At 44.6% G+C, this 19,170-nt stretch carries 17 protein-coding genes and 1 other annotated feature; of the genes, 13 read left to right on the top strand and 4 right to left on the bottom strand.

What is annotated here, in order from left to right:
• Positions 1-4: 4 nt before the first annotated feature.
• Genes KNL20_RS15455 through KNL20_RS15440 form a run of 4 tightly spaced genes read left to right on the top strand, consistent with a single transcriptional unit; the run spans position 5 to position 3,829 of the window.
• A complete protein-coding gene (locus KNL20_RS15455; protein ID WP_230398589.1) occupies positions 5-1,048 on the top strand; it encodes a Gfo/Idh/MocA family protein in 1,044 nt (347 codons plus the stop codon).
• Positions 1,049-1,071: 23 nt separating this feature from the next.
• Positions 1,072-1,842, top strand: coding sequence for a sugar phosphate isomerase/epimerase family protein (locus KNL20_RS15450; RefSeq protein WP_230398588.1), 771 nt, complete (start codon positions 1,072-1,074; stop codon positions 1,840-1,842).
• A gap of 1 nt (position 1,843) precedes the next feature.
• Positions 1,844-2,722 (top strand): sugar phosphate isomerase/epimerase family protein, encoded by an 879-nt coding sequence (locus tag KNL20_RS15445; protein WP_230398587.1) that lies wholly within the window; start codon positions 1,844-1,846, stop codon positions 2,720-2,722.
• A gap of 27 nt (positions 2,723-2,749) precedes the next feature.
• Positions 2,750-3,829 (top strand): Gfo/Idh/MocA family protein, encoded by a 1,080-nt coding sequence (locus KNL20_RS15440; protein WP_230398586.1) that lies wholly within the window; start codon positions 2,750-2,752, stop codon positions 3,827-3,829.
• A 52-nt stretch (positions 3,830-3,881) separates the two neighbouring features.
• On the opposite strand, the gene KNL20_RS15435 is transcribed toward KNL20_RS15440, so the two are convergent.
• From KNL20_RS15435 to KNL20_RS15425, 3 genes are read right to left on the bottom strand one after another with little or no spacing between them, the layout of a single operon-like run.
• On the bottom strand, positions 3,882-4,655 hold the full coding sequence (locus KNL20_RS15435; RefSeq protein WP_230398585.1) for an ABC transporter ATP-binding protein: 774 nt from the start codon (positions 4,653-4,655) through the stop codon (positions 3,882-3,884).
• Positions 4,648-5,529, bottom strand: coding sequence for an ABC transporter permease (locus tag KNL20_RS15430; protein ID WP_230398584.1), 882 nt, complete (start codon positions 5,527-5,529; stop codon positions 4,648-4,650). The genes KNL20_RS15435 and KNL20_RS15430 overlap by 8 nt, the downstream gene beginning before the upstream one ends.
• Positions 5,530-5,553: 24 nt before the next feature.
• Positions 5,554-6,591 (bottom strand): ABC transporter substrate-binding protein, encoded by a 1,038-nt coding sequence (locus tag KNL20_RS15425; RefSeq protein WP_230398583.1) that lies wholly within the window; start codon positions 6,589-6,591, stop codon positions 5,554-5,556.
• Between the two features lie 51 nt (positions 6,592-6,642).
• Positions 6,643-6,888 (bottom strand) — a binding site (T-box leader).
• A 140-nt stretch (positions 6,889-7,028) separates the two neighbouring features.
• Between KNL20_RS15425 and KNL20_RS15420 the strand changes: the two genes are divergently transcribed.
• From KNL20_RS15420 to uraA, 8 genes are all read left to right on the top strand, one after another.
• Positions 7,029-7,262 (top strand): polya polymerase, encoded by a 234-nt coding sequence (locus KNL20_RS15420; RefSeq protein ID WP_230398582.1) that lies wholly within the window; start codon positions 7,029-7,031, stop codon positions 7,260-7,262.
• Between the two features lie 256 nt (positions 7,263-7,518).
• On the top strand, positions 7,519-8,568 hold the full coding sequence (locus tag KNL20_RS15415) for a CobW family GTP-binding protein (RefSeq protein ID WP_230398581.1): 1,050 nt from the start codon (positions 7,519-7,521) through the stop codon (positions 8,566-8,568).
• Positions 8,569-8,585: 17 nt separating this feature from the next.
• Positions 8,586-9,551, top strand: a complete 966-nt coding sequence (locus KNL20_RS15410; RefSeq protein ID WP_230398580.1) for a TIGR03943 family putative permease subunit — start codon at positions 8,586-8,588, stop codon at positions 9,549-9,551.
• Between the two features lie 20 nt (positions 9,552-9,571).
• Complete coding sequence (gene pth, locus KNL20_RS15405) at positions 9,572-10,177, top strand: aminoacyl-tRNA hydrolase (RefSeq protein WP_230398579.1); 606 nt, start codon at positions 9,572-9,574, stop codon at positions 10,175-10,177.
• A gap of 6 nt (positions 10,178-10,183) precedes the next feature.
• Complete coding sequence (gene mfd, locus KNL20_RS15400; RefSeq protein WP_230398578.1) at positions 10,184-13,537, top strand: transcription-repair coupling factor; 3,354 nt, start codon at positions 10,184-10,186, stop codon at positions 13,535-13,537.
• 61 nt (positions 13,538-13,598) lie between these two features.
• Entirely contained in the window at positions 13,599-14,753 is a 1,155-nt protein-coding gene (locus KNL20_RS15395; RefSeq protein WP_230398577.1) for a peptidylprolyl isomerase, read from the top strand.
• Positions 14,750-15,625: a homocysteine S-methyltransferase family protein gene (locus tag KNL20_RS15390; RefSeq protein WP_230398576.1), complete on the top strand. Its 876-nt coding sequence runs from the start codon at positions 14,750-14,752 to the stop codon at positions 15,623-15,625. Before KNL20_RS15395 ends, KNL20_RS15390 begins: the two co-directional genes overlap by 4 nt.
• Positions 15,626-15,712: 87 nt before the next feature.
• Complete coding sequence (gene uraA, locus KNL20_RS15385) at positions 15,713-16,972, top strand: uracil permease (RefSeq protein ID WP_230398575.1); 1,260 nt, start codon at positions 15,713-15,715, stop codon at positions 16,970-16,972.
• Between the two features lie 126 nt (positions 16,973-17,098).
• On the opposite strand, the gene KNL20_RS15380 is transcribed toward uraA, so the two are convergent.
• Positions 17,099-18,133: a threonine aldolase family protein gene (locus KNL20_RS15380; protein WP_230398574.1), complete on the bottom strand. Its 1,035-nt coding sequence runs from the start codon at positions 18,131-18,133 to the stop codon at positions 17,099-17,101.
• A gap of 165 nt (positions 18,134-18,298) precedes the next feature.
• On the opposite strand from KNL20_RS15380, the gene KNL20_RS15375 reads away from it, so the two are divergent.
• A complete protein-coding gene (locus KNL20_RS15375) occupies positions 18,299-19,087 on the top strand; it encodes a prolipoprotein diacylglyceryl transferase (protein WP_230398573.1) in 789 nt (262 codons plus the stop codon).
• The last annotated feature ends 83 nt before the right edge of the window (positions 19,088-19,170 follow it).

Below are 19,170 nucleotides of genomic sequence, written 5' to 3'. Positions count from 1 at the left end.
AATCATGAAGATAGGAATGATCGGTTTTGGCGGAATGGCCAATTGGCATAGAGAAACGATTGCAGATATTGAAGGTCTGGAGATAGCAGGAATCTATGATATAAAAAAAGAGCGTGTGGAGTTTGCCAGGGAGTGCGGACTTCATGTATATAACAGTCTGGAAGAGCTTTTAGGCGATAAAGAGACAGAGCTGGTACTTGTAGCAACTCCGAATGATTTGCATAAACCTCTTGCTATACAGGCCATGAGAGCGGGTAAACATGTGGTATCAGAAAAACCTGTTACTCTGTCTTCACAGGATCTTCAGGAGATGATGGATGTCTCAGCGGAAACAGGTATGTACCTTACGGTACATCAGAACCGTCGTTGGGATGAAGATTTTCTGACGTTGAAGAAAATCTATGATGAGAACAGACTGGGAGAGATATACCGCATAGAATCCAGGGTTCACGGTTCGAGAGGAATTCCGGGTGACTGGAGACAGGAGAAGGAACATGGCGGTGGTATGATTCTGGATTGGGGGGTACATCTTCTGGATCAGATTTTGATGCTGATGAAGGACGTAAAGCTGAAAAAAGTTTATGCTTCGGTCACCAATGTAACGAATCAGCTGGTGGATGACGGATTCACTGCAATTCTTACATTTGAAAATAAAGTAGAGGTTCTGGTAGAAGTCGGAACCAGTAACTTTATAGCATTGCCCCGATGGTATATGCTCGGGCAGAATGGAACGGCGATTATTAAGGATTGGGATTTATCAGGTGAAATCATATGTGCAGCAGGTGTGAATGAGGAAGATGTGGTTCCGGTGAGAACCGCAGCGGGATTAACCAAAACCATGGCTCCCCGCAGGGAGGATACCATCCACAGAACCGAACTGCCTGTTGTGAAAAGCGATATCAGAGATTTCTACCGGAATGTAATGGCAGTGATTGAGAAAAAGGAAGAGTCCAGGATAAAACTGCCGGAAGTGATGCGTGTGATGAAACTGATGGAAGCTATTTTCGAAGCAGCCAGACAAAATCAGGTGCTGGATTTTGAGAAATGACAGAACAAGGTGGGGTGATGCTTATGTCTAAGTTACCAATTGGTTTACAGGTGTTTTCAATCAGGAAAGAAGCGGAAGCGGATTTTGTACAGACCATGCGGAAAGTGAAAAGTATGGGTTATGATGGAGTGGAACTGGCAGGTCTTTATGGCCATGCACCTGAGAAAATCAGGGACTGCCTAAAGGAGATTGGACTGAATCCGATTTCTGCACATGTTCCGTATGACCAGCTTAAGTCGGATTTGCCGGGAACCGTGGCGGCCTATGCATGCATTGGCTGTAAGTATATCGCAATCCCCTATTTGACGGAGGAAGAAAGATACGGTACAAAAGCATACAGTGAGATGCTGGACAATATACCCGAAATAGCCGGTGAATGCGGAAAGTACGATATTACTTTGCTATATCACAATCATGACTTTGAGTTTCAGAAGACAGAAGAAGGAATGTATGTTTTGGATGCTTTATACCAGGCATTTCCGAGAGAAGTATTGCAGACAGAGATTGATACCTGCTGGGTGAAAGCATCAGGGGAAGATCCCGCAGCTTATATCAGAAAATATAAAAACAGATGTCCGGTTGTGCACCTGAAGGATTTTACAGGTACAAAACCGGTAGAGTTTACGGCACTGGGGCAGGGAGTACAGGATGTTCAGGGATTATTGACCGCTGCTGTGGAATCCGGTGCCGAATGGGTGATTGTGGAACAGGACGAACATCTGCTGAATTCTCCTATGGAGGACATGAGGCTGAGTATTGAATACCTGGAAGATCATCATAAAGGAGAGGAATGATATGAGGGAAATAAAGATAGGAACCTGTGTGCCGGGTGTTAAAGCAGTAGATTGGCTGCCCCATATGGTGGATCAAGGATTTGAAACTTTTGAACTGACATTTCACATGTCTCTGGAAGACACGAATCTGAAGAAACTGGCAGAGCAGGTGAAGGAAATTATAGGGGACAGGGATATTCCGATTTCAAGCATTGGTCTTTATTGTAATCCCATACAGTACGAAGACCATAAAAAAGCATTGGAGTACGTGATCGATTCTGCAGAATATTTTGGCGCTTCCAATGTCAATACATTTGCGGGGGCATATGAAGGAAGACCGGTTGAAGAATCAATTTCCAAATTTGGTGAGGTATTCCGGGAACTGGCAAAAAGGGCGGCAGACAAGAACCTGAAACTGGGTATTGAGAACTGCCCGATGGGCGGCAGCTATGAGAAGGCCACATGTAATATCGGATTTAATCCCAGAGCCTGGGAAATGATGTTTCATGAAGTACCGGATGACAATTTTGGACTGGAATGGGAACCGACACATCAGATGGTCCAGCTGATCGACCCGGTTGCACAATTAAAGGACTGGGTGAAAAAGGTAGTACATATTCACGGAAAGGATGCCACCATAGATTATGATGCCATCAGGAAATACGGCATCTATGGGGCGAAAGAATTTGTCTATCATCGTACGCCAGGATATGGTGACAGCAATTGGACGGATATAATATCCATTTTGCAAAAAGGCGGTTATGAAGGTGATATCTGTATAGAGGGCTACCATGATCCGATTTACAGAGGTGACTGGGAACTGACTTCTCAGATACATGGTGTGGAATACCTTAAGTGGTGCAGAGGAGGCAGTTTTGCTCCGTGCCCCTGGATGAAATAAAAAGAGACAAAGATGGGAGAAACTGATATGAGAAAACTGAAAATCGGTATTGTTGGATGCGGCGGTATTGCAAACGGAAAGCATCTTCCTGCAATTAAAAAAAATGGTAATTTTGAAATTCTGGCATTTTGTGACCTTGTAAAAGAAAGAGCAGAAAAGGCAAAAGAGGAGTACGGGACTCAGGATTCCAAAATATTTACGGACTATACGCAACTTCTAAAAGAAGAGGGAATAGAGGCTGTTTATGTATTGACACCAAATAAATCCCATAGCTTTATCTCTGTTGCCGCCATGAAGGCGGGTAAGCATGTTATGTGCGAAAAACCTATGGCCAAGACCTATGCGGATGCAAAGTTAATGCTTGATACGGCCAGAGAAACAGGGAGAATTCTTACAATCGGTTATCAGAACAGATATCGCGCGGATTCCACATATCTGAAACGGGCGTGTGAGAACGGTGATCTGGGCGAGATTTACTATGCAAAGGCGCATGCTTTAAGAAGACGCGCAGTTCCTACCTGGGGTGTGTTCTTGAATGAAGAAGAGCAAGGCGGAGGACCATTAATTGATATTGGTACACATGCACTTGATCTTACGTTGTGGATGATGGATAACTATGAACCGGAATCGGTGATGGGCTCTGTATATCATAAGCTCGGAGATCAAAAAGAGACAGGTAATGCGTTTGGTGAATGGGATCCCGAGAAATTTACAGTTGAAGATTCAGCGTTTGGATTCATTAAGATGAAGAACGGAGCAACCATTCATCTGGAGTCCTCCTGGGCACTGAATACGTTGGATGCTGATGAAGCGAAGACAAGCCTGTGCGGTGTAAAAGCCGGAGCGGATATGAAAGACGGCCTGCGCATTAACCGTGTTCAATATAACAAACAGTGTGTGGAGAAGCCTGCCCTTGACGCAGATGGAGTCGCTTTTTTCGATGGTGAGGCTGAGAAAGATTCTGATATAGAACAGACAGTGTTCTATGAGGCGGTTGTATGTGGCAAGGAGCTTGTTGTAAAACCGGAGCAGGCAATTGTGGTTACTCGGATTTTGGAAGCAATTTATGAATCTGCAAAGACTGGAAAAGCAGTGTATTTTGACTAAAGCTTAAGAATATTACAGACTGGCGCATGGTGTACACCATGCGCCAGAATTTTTAATTTCCACATTCAATACTGATTTCATTGAACTTTTCCAGTATCTGATCGATTTGAACCGCCTTCTTCTCATCTCCTGTATAGTCCATAACCGCATTCCCCTGATGCATCATCACCAGGCGGTTTCCATACGCTACTGCATACCGCAGATTATGTGTTACCATAATTGTGGTCAGGTTTTTTTCTTTTACAATCTTATCTGTCAGCTCCATAATAAGCTCTGCGGTTTTGGGATCCAGTGCAGCCGTGTGTTCATCCAGAATCAGAAATCGGACAGGTGTCAGCGTAGACATCAAAAGTGCCATGGCCTGCCTCTGTCCACCCGACAGGACGCCTACTTTTACATCCATTTTATCTTCCAGCCCAAGTCCCAGCATTTTAAGACTCTCCTGGTAAAAATTCATACGTGATTTATTCTTTCCGGGATGCAGACCATATAGCTTCCCTTTATTATCCGCCAATGACATATTCTCAGCTATAGTCATATTTGGACAGGTTCCCATAGCCGGATTCTGGAATACTCTCCCAATATAATGATTCCGCCTGTACTCCTTCTCCCTGGCAATATCCTTTCCATCAATCATGACGCTGCCCAAATCCAGGTCTATGCTCCCACAGATAATATTCAGAAGAGAGGTTTTTCCGGAGCCGTTGCTTCCCACCACGGATACAAACTGTCCATCCGGGATTATCATGTTAAAATCATCAAACAGACACATTTCATTAATTGTGCCCGGATTATAGTACTTATGGATGTGTTTTAGTTCAAGCATTCGACTTCACCTTTCTTTTCCTTTCCATACTGGCAACCAGAATCGCCAGGAATAATACCGCCGTAATAAGCTTTGTAGCTGTGGCACCTGCAAACTTCAATGCAAGAGCCACACAAGCCTTGTAGAATATAGAACCTATGATTACTGCTGTTGTGGTCTTGACAAAGGGCATCTGTCTGAAAAAGCTGAACCCGATGATAACACTGGCTAAACCGATAACAAGAGCACCGGTTCCCATCGATATATCAAACACACGGGACTGCTGGGCAAATACACAGCCACTTAAGGCTACCAGACCATTTGCAATCGCAAGCCCTAAGATTTTCACATTTCCCTTATCCTTGGCCAGAGATGTCACAATTACATCGTTATCTCCCACAGCCCGCAGAAGAAATCCCGATTGGGACTTCATGTAAAGATCCAGCAGAATCTTACAGATTATCACAATGATTAGAATAATAAGTGTATTCAGCCACATCGGAACATTTTCTCCGAAAATCCTGTTAATCATACCATTTCTGAATATGGTTTCCTCGGAAAATAAGGGGACATTATTTGTTCCTGCAATATAAAGATTAATTGTGTACAGTCCCGTCATCACGATAATGCCTGACAGCAAATCCCGTACCCTGCATTTGACATGAATCAATCCGGTACATATCCCTGCGGCCACACCCGCTGCAAACGAAACCAGAAGGGTCAGATATGGATTCATCCCGGCCTTAATGAATGCTGCGGTCACGGCAGCACCTAGTGGGAATGTACCGTCCACACTCAAATCCGGAAAATCCAGAATCTTGTAAGTAATATACACGCCCAAGGCCATAATGCCATATATAAGGCCCTGCTCAAAAACACTAATCAGAAAATCCATCTCAAAACTCCTTCCATACCACCTTTACTTTTCGGTTATTTCGGTAAATGATTCCACCGCACGTTCTTTCATAGTATCCGGAACCTGAATTCCCATATTATCAGCTACTTTCTCATTTACGTAAAGACTGCTTTCCGTAATCGATTCAAACTTCAGGTCGGAAGCCTTTGCCTCTCCTTTTAACACCTTGGCGGCCATCTTTCCTGTCTCAATACCTAATTTTACGTATTCAATCCCTTCGGCTGCCAGACAACCGATTTTTACCTGCTCAATTTCACTTCCAAATACCGGAATCTCTTTTTCGTCTGCCATTCCGAGTACTGTGGGAAGTGCGCTTACTACTGTATTATCTGTCAAATTCGTCAGACAATCCACTTTTCCCAAAAGATCTGCCGCCGCAAGCTGGATTTCAGAGGTATTTGTAATACCTGCTTTTTCAATCGTAAACCCGTAATCCCCGGCCAGTTTTTCATATTTTTCAATGCTTGATACAGAATTTGCTTCACTGGTGGTATATAATATACCAATTGTTTTGGCATCCGGAAGAATTTCACGGATCATCTTTAGCTGTGCCTCAATTGGAAGCTCATCGCTGGTCCCTGTAACATTACCAACTGGTTTTTGATCCGCTGTGGCAAGTTCTGCCGCCACCGGATTCGTAACTGCAGTATAGATGACAGGAATATTCTTTTCCATCGCTGCATTGTAGGCGGCCTGAGCACTTGGTGTAGCAATTGCGCAGATTAAATCCACCTTATCCGCTACCATGCTTGCTGCAATCTGGTTTGCAGTGCCTGGATCAGCATCTGCATTACTTAACTTAATCGTTAAGTTTTTGCCTTCTTCAAATCCTTCTTCCTTTAATCCTTCAATAAATCCCTCCCGGCAATTATCCAGAGAACCATGCTCCGCAAACTGACTGATTCCTATGGTATACATCTTCTTTTCCTCGCTGCCTGCCTTGGAACCTGATGCGGAAGTACTTCCGCCATTGCCACATCCTGCGAATGCTGCTGCCAACATACTTATCCCTAAAACTGCCGCCGTTACTTTCTTTTTCATATTCTTACTCCTTTTTTATATTTTGGTATCAAAAAACGCCTCAAGCACTATGCCTGAGACGCTAATAATATACACTATTATCACCGCGGTACCACTCAAATTGACGAATCGTCCACTTTACACGTACTTTCATACGTTCCTTATTGATAACGGGTTTGGTTCCCGACAGCGCCTACTCTCAAGATTTCAGGCTGCCCTCAAAAGTCCATTCAGCAATACGCTCCATACAGCAATTCCACCGCCTGCTGCTCTCTTTGATTTCACTTAAAGCTTACTCGTCTTTCTCAACGGTTTCAAGATTTATAGTATTACAATATTATAGAATCTTGATTTTGTCAACAGTTTTATGCAGGAAATTAGGTAAGTATGGACTTTTCTTTTTTCTGAGAATAGAGTATACTGAAATCAGCCAAAATATTATCAAAGGGGGATATCAGATGAAAGTTTCAAATATTAAAGACATTGATAAGTTTTTTCAGGTTGTAGACAGTTGCGTTGGACGTGTAGAGCTTGTTACCGGAGAGGGCGACAGGCTGAATCTGAAATCCAAACTGAGCCAGTACGTATCACTGGCAAATATCTTTTCCTGTGGTGAGATTCCCGAACTGGAGATCATTGCTTCCGAGAAAGAGGATGTAGACCGCTTACTGAACTTTATGATGAACGGCTGAAAAAGGAGGCGGAGTCATAAGTCAAATGAAGGGATAAGAATACCGGGTTAAGACTCGTGATTCTTATTCCTTCATTTTCAATGTCGCCCTTACAAAAAACCATAGTAAAAGTTAGCGCCTGTCTGTAAAAAATTGACCCAAAAAGTGTGTTTACTTCCATTTAAAATGAGGGTATAATAACAACGTATGGGGCGGAAGTCAATCTTCCGTCCCTTGAGGTGCATATAAACTTCAAAATACGAAAGGAGTCTGTATTATGACTAAAATTGATATAATATCCGGCTTTTTAGGAGCTGGTAAAACCACGTTAATCAAGAAATTACTGGCGAATGCCCTAAAGGGTCAGCAAGTGGTCCTGATAGAGAATGAGTTTGGAGAAATCGGTATTGACGGTGGATTTCTGAAAGAAGCCGGAATCGAAATTAAAGAGATGAATTCCGGCTGTATCTGCTGCTCCCTCGTTGGAGACTTTGGAACCGCCCTGACAGATGTAATCGAAAAATATCACCCGGACCGCATTATTATTGAGCCATCAGGTGTAGGTAAACTCTCCGATGTCATCCATGCAGTGGAGGGAGTCAGCGTTGGTGCAGAGGTGGAACTGAATTGTGCCACAACCGTTGTGGATGTGAATAAATGCAAGATGTATCTTAGAAACTTTGGAGAATTTTTTAAAAACCAGGTACAGGCCGCCAGTACGATTATCCTGAGCCGTACGGATACAGACAAGGCAACGGAAGAAAAGATTGAGGACGCCCTGAAAGTCTTAAGAGAATTGAATCCGGATGCAACCATTATTACAACACCGGTGGAAGAACTGGACGGGAAAAAACTTCTGGATACCATGGAAGGCGTAAAGATTGACCTCTCTCATGTAGAAGAAGAACAGGACCATGACCACCACGACCATCATCATGAGGAAGACTGTGGCTGCCATCACGATCATCATCATGAACATGATGATGACTGCACCTGTGGATGTCATGACCATGACCATGAGCACCATGACCATCACCACCATGCAGATGAAGTATTTACAAGCTGGGGGCGTGAGACAATTAAAAAGTTCGACGAGAACCAGATAAGGACAATTTTGAATGATCTGTCAGAGAATGAGAACTTTGGAGTTGTACTTCGTGCAAAAGGAATGGTAGAAGGTAAAAACGGCCAATGGATTTATTTTGATATGGTTCCGGGTGAAGCGGATGTCAGGGAAGGTTCTCCCGAATATACAGGAAGAATCTGTGTTATCGGGTCCAAACTGGCAGAAGATAAACTTGAAGAAGTTTTTGGATTGTTACTATAATTAAAAGAAAGAGGACGATGATGCAGCCAAATGAAAATGAAATAGATATTCCCATTTATCTGATTACCGGATTTCTGGAAGGAGGTAAAACTTCCTTTATTAATTTTACGGTTCAGCAGGAGTATTTTCAGATTGAAGAACCGACTCTTTTGATTGCCTGTGAGGAAGGGGAAGAGGAGTATGACACGAGTCTGCTGAAAAAGCATCATACAATACTGGAAGTCGTGGAAAACCCTGAGGATTTTACACCGGACCTTTTGAAAACTTTTGAAATGAAGTATAAGCCGGACAGGATTATTCTGGAATATAATCCGCTTTGGAGCGTAAAGAGGCTGGAAGAGATGGAGATGCCCAAGGGTTGGGGAATTGTCCAGCATATCGTAACAGTAGATGGAAGTAGTTTTCAGCTTTATATGAACAATATGAAATCCATTTTTATGGAAATGGTGAAAAATGCCGACATGGTGATGTTTAACCGCTGTACGGCAGACCTTCCGTTGGCCAATTTCCGCAGAAGTATCAAGGTAGTGAACCCTGGGGCCGAGATTCTGTTCGAGGATCAGTCCGGTGAGCTGACCGATATCTTTGAAGACTCGCTGCCTTATGACCTGGAGGACAATCCGGTCCTGATTGATGATGTAGACTATGGAATCTTTTATGTGGATGCGGGCGATCATCCGGAGCGCTATGAAGGTAAAACTGTGAAATTTAAGGGTATGGTATTAAAAAGCAGGGATGTTGCCGCCGGATTTTTTGTTCCGGGTCGTATGGCGATGACCTGCTGTGCGGACGATACCACATTTATCGGATATATCTGTAAAAGCCCCGATGCAAAAAAGCTGGTGATGGGACAGTGGGTTATGGTTACAGCAGAAGTGGGATGGGAGTATGTGGATACCTACCGTGAGGAAGGACCGGTTTTGTATGCCAGCGAGATTAAGCCCTGCGATCCCCCAAAATCAGAGATGGTATACTTTAATTGATCATAAAACAGGAGAATGACATGTATATTGTAGTAGGACTGGGTAATCCCACAAGACAGTATGAGGGTACCAGGCATAACGTAGGATTTGATACGATTGATTATCTGGTGGATCAATATCGGATTCCCTCTTCGGGTGTAAAGCATAAATCTATGTATGGCAAAGGAATGATTGCCGGACAGAAGGTGATTTTGGCAAAACCACTGACCTATATGAATTTGAGTGGCGAAGCAGTGGCAGAGCTGGTACAGTATTATAAAGTGGATCCGGAGGAAGAGCTGGTTGTCATTTACGATGATATAAGCCTGGAACCCGGCTATATCCGGGTGCGTAAAAAAGGAAGTGCCGGGGGACACAATGGAATTAAAAGTATTATCACCTTGCTGGGCACAGACAAGTTCAAAAGAATTCGTATCGGCGTGGGTGAAAAGCCCAAAAACTGGGATCTGGCCGATTTTGTATTGAGTCCGTTTTCAAAGGATGAGAGAAAACGGGTGGACGAAGCCATATGCCATACGGCTGATGCGTTGGAACTGGTTTTGCAGGAGGATATCGATGGTGCCATGAATCGATATAACTGTAAAGTATCCGAGCCAAAGGTGGAAAATGATGCAGAAAAGGAATAGGTTTTTATGAAAGCATTGATGCAGCCGCTGGAAGACGTGGCAGGTTTTCCGGAGCTAAAGCAAAGTCTAAAAAACAGTCAAGGTCTTTCGATAGTCACCGGGTGTCTGGAGTCACAAAAGGCCCATGTGATTGCAGGGTTGTCAGGTGACATATCCTGCCGTCTGATTATTGGGGAAAATGAATTAAAGGCCAAGGAACTATACGAGGACTACCGGTTATATGATCCGGATGTCCTGCTGTATCCTGCCAGGGATCTCATCTTCTATCAGGCGGATATACAGGGAAACCTGCTGACACGGCAGAGAATGCGTGTGATACAGGCGATTCTGGAGCGGAAGGAAGTGACCATCATCACTAGTACAGGCGGATGTATGGACTACCTTCTGCCTCTTCGCATGCTCAAAAAACATATTCTTCATCTGCAGAATGACTCTGCTCTGGATTTGGACAGCTGGAAAGAAAAATTGGTTTTAATGGGATATGAGCGATGTTCACAGGTGGAGGCGGCAGGGCAGTTCTCCATTCGCGGAGGAATTCTCGATATCTATCCACTTACAGAAGACTATCCCTATCGGATTGAACTTTGGGGCGATGAGGTGGATTCCATCCGCAGCTTTGATTTGCAAAGCCAGCGCTCAATTGAGAATCTGGACAGCATCACCGTCTATCCTGCGGCAGAGATTGTGGTAAAAGAGGGTGAAGATTTAAAAAAGTATCTTGTGGATACCTTTTTCGACTATCTGCCGGAAGGTACTGTAGTCTTTATGGATGAACCCAACCGAATCATGGAGAGTGCAAAGGCTATCTCAGATGAATTCTGTGAATGTATGAATCAACGGATGGAGAAAAATCTGGTGGATAGCAGGGAAATCCCGGAGCTGCAGACACCGGAGCGGCTGGCATATGAACTGAATCGGCGAAATACGGTAGGTGTGAGCCTGATGGAGCCCATGAAAAATGACTGGGAAATCCGGCGGACCTTATCTGTTACAGTGAAGTCGGTCAATGCATATAACAATCAGTTTCCATTGCTGATTAAAGATTTACAGAACTGGAAACGTATTGGATACCGGATGGTTTTGCTATCTCCTTCAAGGACTCGCGCATCAAGACTTGCAGAAGAAATACAAAATGAAGGAACCCCTGCATTTTTTAGCGAAGATAAGGATCGGATGCTGCAGCCGGGTGAAGTTATGGTGCTCCATGGAAGTGCCCGCCGTGGTTTTGAGTATCCTATGCAGAAATTTGTATTGATTACCGAGACGGATATATTTGGAAAAGAAGCCAGAAAACGCAGAAAAAAGAAAGAATACAGTGGAAAAAAAATACAGGATTTTGCGGAGCTGTCTGTCGGGGATTTTGTGGTCCATGAGAATCATGGATTGGGTATATACCGGGGAATTGAAAAGGTGGAAGTCGATCATGTGGTAAAAGATTACATGAAGATTGAATACTCAGGCGGCAGTAATCTGTATGTCCAGGCAACGCAGCTGGATGTGCTTCAGAAATATTCCGGAGCGGATGCGAAACAACCCAAATTGAACAGGCTTGGGGGCCAGGAATGGAACAAAACGAAAACCAGAGTGCGCGGGGCTGTCAGGAATATTGCAAAGGAACTGGTGGCTTTATATGCTACCCGGCAGCAGACAGAAGGATATTCCTTCGGACCGGACACCGTCTGGCAAAGAGAATTTGAAGAAATGTTTCCTTTTGAGGAGACGGATGACCAGTTGATAGCTATTGATGCGGTAAAACATGATATGGAGAGCCATAAGATTATGGACCGGCTTATTTGCGGGGATGTAGGGTATGGCAAAACAGAAATTGCCATTCGTGCAGCATTTAAAGCCGTTCAGGACAGCAAACAGGTTGTATTTCTGGTCCCTACTACCATATTGGCTCAACAGCATTATAATACATTTTTACAGAGAATGAAGGATTTTCCTGTACGTGTTGACCTCCTCTGCAGATTCCGAACACCTGCGGAGCAGAAAAAGACGATTCAGGACTTGAAAAAGGGATTTGTGGATATTCTGATTGGTACACACAGGGTACTGTCTAAGGATGTGGAATTTAAAAGTCTGGGTCTTTTGATTGTGGATGAAGAACAGCGCTTTGGTGTAACGCATAAAGAAAGAATCAAGAACCTGAAAAAGGATGTGGATGTGCTGACGCTGACAGCTACACCGATTCCAAGGACACTGCATATGAGCCTGATTGGAATCCGTGATATGAGCGTACTGGAAGAACCGCCTCAGGACCGTATTCCGATTCAGACCTATGTGCTGGAGTTCAACGAAGAGATGGTAAGAGAGGCCATCAGCCGGGAGCTGGCGCGAGACGGTCAGGTTTATTATGTTTATAACAGAGTGAATGATATTATGGAACTTACCAACCGGATTGCAGCTCTGGTACCGGAGGCAAATGTGGGATTTGCCCATGGACAGATGAAGGAACGGGAACTGGAAAGAATCATGTACCGTTTTATCAATGGCGAAATAGATGTGCTTGTGACCACGACAATCATTGAAACCGGTCTGGATATCTCGAATGTGAATACGATGATTATTCATGATGCAGATAAAATGGGCCTGTCGCAGCTATATCAGTTAAGAGGCCGTGTGGGTAGGTCAAACCGGACGTCCTATGCGTTTCTTATGTACAAGCGGGATAAGATGCTAAAGGAAATTGCGGAAAAGCGTCTTCATGCAATTCGTGAATTTACGGAGCTTGGCAGTGGCTTTAAGATTGCAATGCGGGATCTGGAGCTCCGCGGTGCAGGGAATTTGCTTGGTGCACAGCAGCATGGGCACATGGAAGCAATCGGATATGATTTATATTGTAAGATGCTAAGTGAAGCGGTAAAAGAAGCCAAGGGTATTGCTGTACAGGAAGACTTTGAAACAACCGTGGATTTGGAACTGGATGCTTACATTCCGGAGGATTACATCACAAATGAATTTCAAAAGCTGGATATCTATAAGAGGATAGCGGGTATCGAAAATGATATGGAATATGAGGATATGCTGGAGGAACTGATGGATCGTTTTGGAGAACCGCCCAGATCTGTGCAGAACCTGTTAGCGGTTGCCAGGCTCAAAGCGGCAGCCCACCAGGTCTATATCGTTGAGTTGAAACAGACAGGCAATACAGTAAAGATAACGATGCATGAAAGAGCAAAGCTGAATCCTCAGGGAATACCTGCGGTTTTGGAACAGTTTAGGGGCGAATTGAATTTTAAGATGGTCAGCAGACCTTATTTTTTGCTGGAGCCCGGAAGAAAAAAAAGGGAAGAGAATATCTTCTATTTGGATCGCTGTCTGAAGGTTGTTGAATTATTAAAAAATTGTTGCTCTTGATGCTGAAAACGGATATAATTAGAACTTAAGAGTATTAACAGAAAGATGATCGGAGGAACTTATGAGAAATTTGTCTGCTAAGATAGCATGTGGCTTGTTGGCAATATCCCTTGTTACAGCTTCTTTATCCGGATGCGGTAAGTCTGCCCTTGACGGCAGTGAAGAAGCGATTGTTATTGATGGAGAGTCTGTGAATGTCGGAACGGCTAATTTCCTGCTTCGTTTTCAACAGGCCAGCATGCTGAGTTATTATGCTATGTTCGGTCAGAGTGCCGGCAGTATCTTCAGTACGGCCACTGAGAACGGAACATACGGGGATTCATTTAAAAGTGATATGTTAGGGAGCATCGAAAAGATGTATCTGATAAGGAGCCATGCGGGAGAATATGATGTGTCACTCAGCCAGGAGGAAACAGATGGGGCTGATGCAGCCGCAGAAAAATTTCTGGAGAGCAACGATAAGAAGGTTCTGGAAAAACTGGGTGTGACAAAGAAAGATATTTCAGAAGTCCTTCAACTGTATGCATATCAGGCCAAGGTGTCAGCTGTGGCTCAGGCAGGCATGGAGGTTGAAGTAAGCGACGAGGAGGCGGCTCAGACGAGTATTACCTCCGTGATGGTTTCTACCACCGGAACAGAAAAGGATAAAGATGGCAATGTAAAAGAGCTGACGGACAAGGAAAAGGAAGAAAAAATGAAGCTTGCACAGGATGTTCTGGACAAGGTCATGGCCAGCGGGGATACAGCGTCAGCTGATATGGATGCATTGGCTAAGGAGGTTGACGAAAGTCTGTCGGCTGCTGCACGCAGTTATGGAAGTGATGATACCAGTACCGACGAAGTTCTGAAAACTGCGGCTGCAAAACTGAAAGACGGTGAGGTCAATCCTGAAGTACTGGAGGGTACAGGTGGGAATGGCTATTATGTACTCCGCCTGGACAAGACGTTTGATGAGGAAAAAACCGCATCAAAGAAGGAACAGCTTGTGCAGTCAAAGAAGCAGGACCAATGGAATGCTTTGCTGGATGAATGGCTGAAAAAGGCTGAAACCAAGAAGACAAAGGCATGGGACAGATTGAAAGTAACCGATAAGGATGTTTATACATTTAAGCAGGCGGAAACAACGGACGGCAGTACTAACAGTTCCTCTACAGGCAGCAGCAGTACGTCCGTAGACAGCGCGGCCGCCAGCTCATCACAGGAGGAATCCAAATGAATAATCGGGAATTCGCACAATTGACAGGGCAGGGCTTTCTGATTCTGGATGGGGCAACGGGCTCCAACCTCACCAAAGCCGGCATGCCAAAAGGAGTCAGCACAGAGTGCTGGGCTCTGGATCATGCGGATGTACTGATGAGATTACAAAAGGATTATGTTGAGGCAGGCTCGCAGGTCGTGTATGCTCCCACCTTTTCTGCCAACAGAATCAGTCTTGGCAGCTTCGGGATGGCTGACCGCGTGGAAGAATTGAATACACGTCTGGTGGAAATTTCCAAAAAGGCAGTGGGTGGAAATGCCTATATAGCAGGAGATTTTACTACCACGGGAAAGCGCATAGATCCCGACGGGGGAATCACTTATGAGGAACTTCTTGACGCCTATAAAGAACAGATTACTGCCCTCGCCAATGCCGGCGTGGACTTACTTGTGGCTGAGACGATGTTGTCGGTGGAGGAGATGATCGTAGCTCTGGATGCGGCCCAGGCTGTCTGTGACCTGCCGGTCATGTGCTCCATGACAGTAGAATCCGATGGATCCGGTTTTTTCGGTGGAAACGCGATAGAAGCCATGGAGAGTCTTCAGGAGATGGGTGCGGCGGCCGTCGGAATTAATTGTTCGATGGGTCCGGATCAGATGGAGGCAGTGGTGGCATCTATGAAGAGGATTGCCAGAATACCTGTGATTGCGAAGCCAAATGCAGGCATGCCTGTTATCAATGAAAAAGGGGAAGCGGTTTATAATATGAGTGCTTCTGAATTCGCAAGACAGATGGTCAGGCTTGTGGAGGCCGGTGCCACTGTGGTTGGCGGGTGTTGTGGTACGGATCCCGAATATATCCGCCGCCTGGTATCCATGCTGAATAAATAGCGGGTAAAATGGGGATGTCAGGATGACTGAAAAGTTGTCCGACACCCTATTTTCATGCAATCGAGAAGAAAAGGAGAACAAAAGAGAGTGGAAAAGAGAGTAATACAGGTAGAGGAGAAGGTTCCGGCAAAGCTGCTGGTACCGCTGAGCATTCAGCATATGTTCGCAATGTTTGGTGCTTCGGTTCTGGTGCCGTTTGTCCTGGGGATTAATCCCGCTATTGTACTTTTTATGAATGGTATCGGTACCTTGATTTTTATCTTTGTAACTAAAGGGAGATCACCCGCTTATCTGGGCTCCAGTTTTGCATTCCTGGCTCCGGCTGGCATTGTAATTTCAAAATATGGGTTTGAATATGCGCAGGGAGGATTTGTTGTAGTAGGAATTGTGGGATGTATTCTGGCGTTTGTTATCTATAAATTCGGGACAGACTGGATTGATATCGTCCTTCCGCCTGCCGCCATGGGTCCGGTAGTAGCATTGATTGGCCTGGAACTGGCCGGTTCGGCCGCTAAAAATGCCGGGCTGGTGGGCGTAGATAAAATTGATATGAAGAATGTTGTGGTATTTCTGGTAACACTCGGGGTTGCGGTATTCGGACAAATTTTATTTCGCGGGTTTCTGTCGGTCATTCCAATATTGATTGCGATTATCGCCGGATACGTTGCCGCCGCGTTGTGTGGAATACTGGACTTTAGCGAGGTAGTAAAAGCACACTGGTTTGCATTGCCGCATTTCCAAATGGCCAAATTCAATGCCAGTGCTGTCATAACCATTCTTCCGGTGATACTCGTGGTAACCTCTGAGCACATTGGACATCAGGTCGTAACCGGTAAAATTGTAGGCAGAGACTTAATAAAAAAACCAGGACTTCATAGTACGCTCTTTGGAGATTACTTTTCGACTACCCTGTCTGGCTTGGTTGGTTCGGTGCCGACCACAACCTATGGAGAAAACATAGGAGTCATGGCGATTACCGGCGTTTACAGCGTACAGGTAATCGGCGGAGCGGCTGTTCTGTCTATCCTGGCTTCCTGCTGTGGAAAGCTGGCCACGATGATAAGTACGATACCGGGACCGGTTATCGGAGGCATCTCTATCCTGCTATATGGGATGATCGGGACTTCAGGACTCCGCATCCTGGTAGATTCCCAAGTGGACTATGGAAAGTCCAGAAATCTTACATTAACTTCTGTAATCTTCGTAATCGGACTATCCGGCATAACGGTGAACTTTGGAAGCGTTTCGCTGACGGGCATGGTACTGGCATGTGTGGTCGGCATGCTTTTGTCTCTGACCTTCTATGTTCTGGACAAACTGCATCTGACGAATGATCAGGAGGTATAAAAAACTAATTTTGAGAATACAGAAAACCTGCCACTGGCAGCTTTCCTTGCATACTTTGGTATAAAAAGGATGGGCGGAAGTATCTAAATCGATACTTTTGCCCATCCTTTTAGAACAACGCCTAGATTATAAAGTATCAAGCAGCTTTTCCACTGCCTCCGGTCTGGTAGCCCAGCTGGTACAGAAGCGTACTGCGGTATGCCCTTCATCCACTTTGCACCAGGTAGAAAATGAAAATTCCTTTGAGAGGCGTTCCATTACCTCATTGGAAAGGATAGGGTACTGCTGATTTGTAAAGGAATCATAGTATAACTTATACCCTTTTTCCAAAAGGGATGCTTTTAATTGAAGCGCCAGATCTACTGCATGCTTTGAAATCTGAAAATAAAGACTGTCCGAGCCTCCTTCCAGCAGAGTCTCAAACTGAATGCCCAGCAGACGCCCTTTTGCAAGCATTCCTCCGTGCTGTTTGAGAAGATAGCGAAAGTCCTGTTTCAAATCAGGATTGGTAATTACTACAGCCTCTCCGAACAAGGCACCGACCTTTGTTCCTCCGATATAAAAGACATCACACAGGTTGGCCAGATCGGACATATGCAAATCGTTTTCAGGGGACTCCATGGCATAGCCCAGACGTGCACCGTCCAAAAAGAGAGGGAGTCCACATCTTTGACAGGTTTCATGGAGACAGGTAAGCTCAGCTTTTGAGTAGATAGTTCCATTCTCTGTTGATTGTGAAACATAAACCATCCCGGGTTGTACGATGTGTTCATGGTCACTGTCATTCCAGTGCTCATCATAGGCAGCCTGAATTTGAGATGCGGTTATCTTACCATTTTGACTTGGCAAGGGCAGAACTTTATGTCCTGTTGCCTCTATAGCACCGGTCTCATGCACATTAATATGCCCGGTACCGGCACATAACACGCCCTGATGCGGGCGCAGGATAGAGGCAATGACCGTGGTATTGGTCTGCGTACCGCCCACCAGAAAGTGCACGTCGGCGTCGGGAGCCTCACATAAATCACAAATCAGAGCACGTGCGTGTTCACAATGTCCGTCCAGGCCGTAACCGCAGGTCTGCTCCTCATTGGTTTCAATTAATTTTTTCAAGATAGAAGAATGACAGCCTTCCGTATAGTCACACTCAAAATGAATCATAAATCATATTCCTCTCTGCTTAACTTCAGTATCATCATTTTAGCACATTGAGAAATGAAAATGTATAAAAACTGTGAACTTCATTGTTTTTTTATTTATTATAAGATATAATTGCTATATTGATTGTTTCGATTTATTGTAACAGAAAAGACACAGGAGGAGTTCATGTATAATGATTTATTTTCCATCGGACCGTTTACCGTGCATACGTATGGTCTGATGATTGCAATTGGTATTATCGCAGCATATGTTGTTGCTGAAAGGCGGGCGAAGAAGCAGGGTCTGGATTCAGAAAAGATTTTTGACCTGGTTATCTGGTGCCTGATCTTTGGATTTGCGGGCTCTAAGATTTTATATTGTCTGACCATATTGCCTCAGATTATGAAGGATCCGATGATTATTATTCGCAACTTTGGAGACGGTTGGGTGGTATATGGAGGTATTATAGGAGGAATCCTGGGAGCATGGTTATTCTGCAGAAAGTATAAGCTGGAGCCCTGGAAATATTTTGATCTGGCATTGCCCAGCGTTGCGTTGGCACAGGCAATTGGAAGAATCGGCTGCTTTTTTGCCGGATGCTGTTACGGAGTAGAGACAAAATCCAATTATGGAATTACTTTTCACAGCTCAGATTTTGCCCCCAACAACGTATCTCTGGTTCCCACACAGCTGATATCCAGCGGACTGGATTTTTTGCTGTTTGTGTTCCTGATATGGTTTCATAAGCGGAAAAAGGCAGACGGACAGGTTACTGCTTTGTATCTGATCCTCTACAGTGGCGGACGATTTATCCTGGAATATTTCAGAGGAGATTTGATACGCGGGACCGTGGGAGCACTGTCCACATCACAATTTATCTCAATCTTTATGTTTGCGGCCGGAATTATACTTTTTGTGGTGAGAGGAAGAAGTAAAAAGACGGAAGCTGTGCATAACGAAGATAAAAAAGAATAAAAAGCTACCCCACAGGGTGGCACACATAAAACAATATAAGAATGTTCTCCAGAGGCGGCACAGCGTTAGCTGTGTCGTTTTTC

The organism is Novisyntrophococcus fermenticellae (assembly GCF_018866245.1).
Classification (GTDB): Bacteria; Bacillota; Clostridia; order Lachnospirales; family Lachnospiraceae; genus Novisyntrophococcus; species Novisyntrophococcus fermenticellae.
This window is presented reverse-complemented; position numbering and strand designations above follow the sequence as displayed.

Bases quoted from the DNA above. Each gene is read 5' to 3' on its own strand.
- mfd (WP_230398578.1), top strand. From the start codon at position 10,184: ATGAAAGCATTGATGCAGCCGCTGGAAGACGTGGCAGGTTTTCCGGAG.
- KNL20_RS15415 (WP_230398581.1), top strand. From the start codon at position 7,519: ATGACTAAAATTGATATAATATCCGGCTTTTTAGGAGCTGGTAAAACC.
- KNL20_RS15435 (WP_230398585.1), bottom strand. From the start codon at position 4,655: ATGCTTGAACTAAAACACATCCATAAGTACTATAATCCGGGCACAATT.
- KNL20_RS15395 (WP_230398577.1), top strand. From the start codon at position 13,599: ATGAGAAATTTGTCTGCTAAGATAGCATGTGGCTTGTTGGCAATATCC.
- KNL20_RS15390 (WP_230398576.1), top strand. From the start codon at position 14,750: ATGAATAATCGGGAATTCGCACAATTGACAGGGCAGGGCTTTCTGATT.
- KNL20_RS15420 (WP_230398582.1), top strand. From the start codon at position 7,029: ATGAAAGTTTCAAATATTAAAGACATTGATAAGTTTTTTCAGGTTGTA.
- pth (WP_230398579.1), top strand. From the start codon at position 9,572: ATGTATATTGTAGTAGGACTGGGTAATCCCACAAGACAGTATGAGGGT.
- KNL20_RS15440 (WP_230398586.1), top strand. From the start codon at position 2,750: ATGAGAAAACTGAAAATCGGTATTGTTGGATGCGGCGGTATTGCAAAC.
- KNL20_RS15450 (WP_230398588.1), top strand. From the start codon at position 1,072: ATGTCTAAGTTACCAATTGGTTTACAGGTGTTTTCAATCAGGAAAGAA.
- KNL20_RS15410 (WP_230398580.1), top strand. From the start codon at position 8,586: ATGATGCAGCCAAATGAAAATGAAATAGATATTCCCATTTATCTGATT.
- KNL20_RS15455 (WP_230398589.1), top strand. From the start codon at position 5: ATGAAGATAGGAATGATCGGTTTTGGCGGAATGGCCAATTGGCATAGA.
- KNL20_RS15430 (WP_230398584.1), bottom strand. From the start codon at position 5,529: ATGGATTTTCTGATTAGTGTTTTTGAGCAGGGCCTTATATATGGCATT.
- KNL20_RS15380 (WP_230398574.1), bottom strand. From the start codon at position 18,133: ATGATTCATTTTGAGTGTGACTATACGGAAGGCTGTCATTCTTCTATC.
- KNL20_RS15375 (WP_230398573.1), top strand. From the start codon at position 18,299: ATGTATAATGATTTATTTTCCATCGGACCGTTTACCGTGCATACGTAT.
- KNL20_RS15445 (WP_230398587.1), top strand. From the start codon at position 1,844: ATGAGGGAAATAAAGATAGGAACCTGTGTGCCGGGTGTTAAAGCAGTA.
- KNL20_RS15425 (WP_230398583.1), bottom strand. From the start codon at position 6,591: ATGAAAAAGAAAGTAACGGCGGCAGTTTTAGGGATAAGTATGTTGGCA.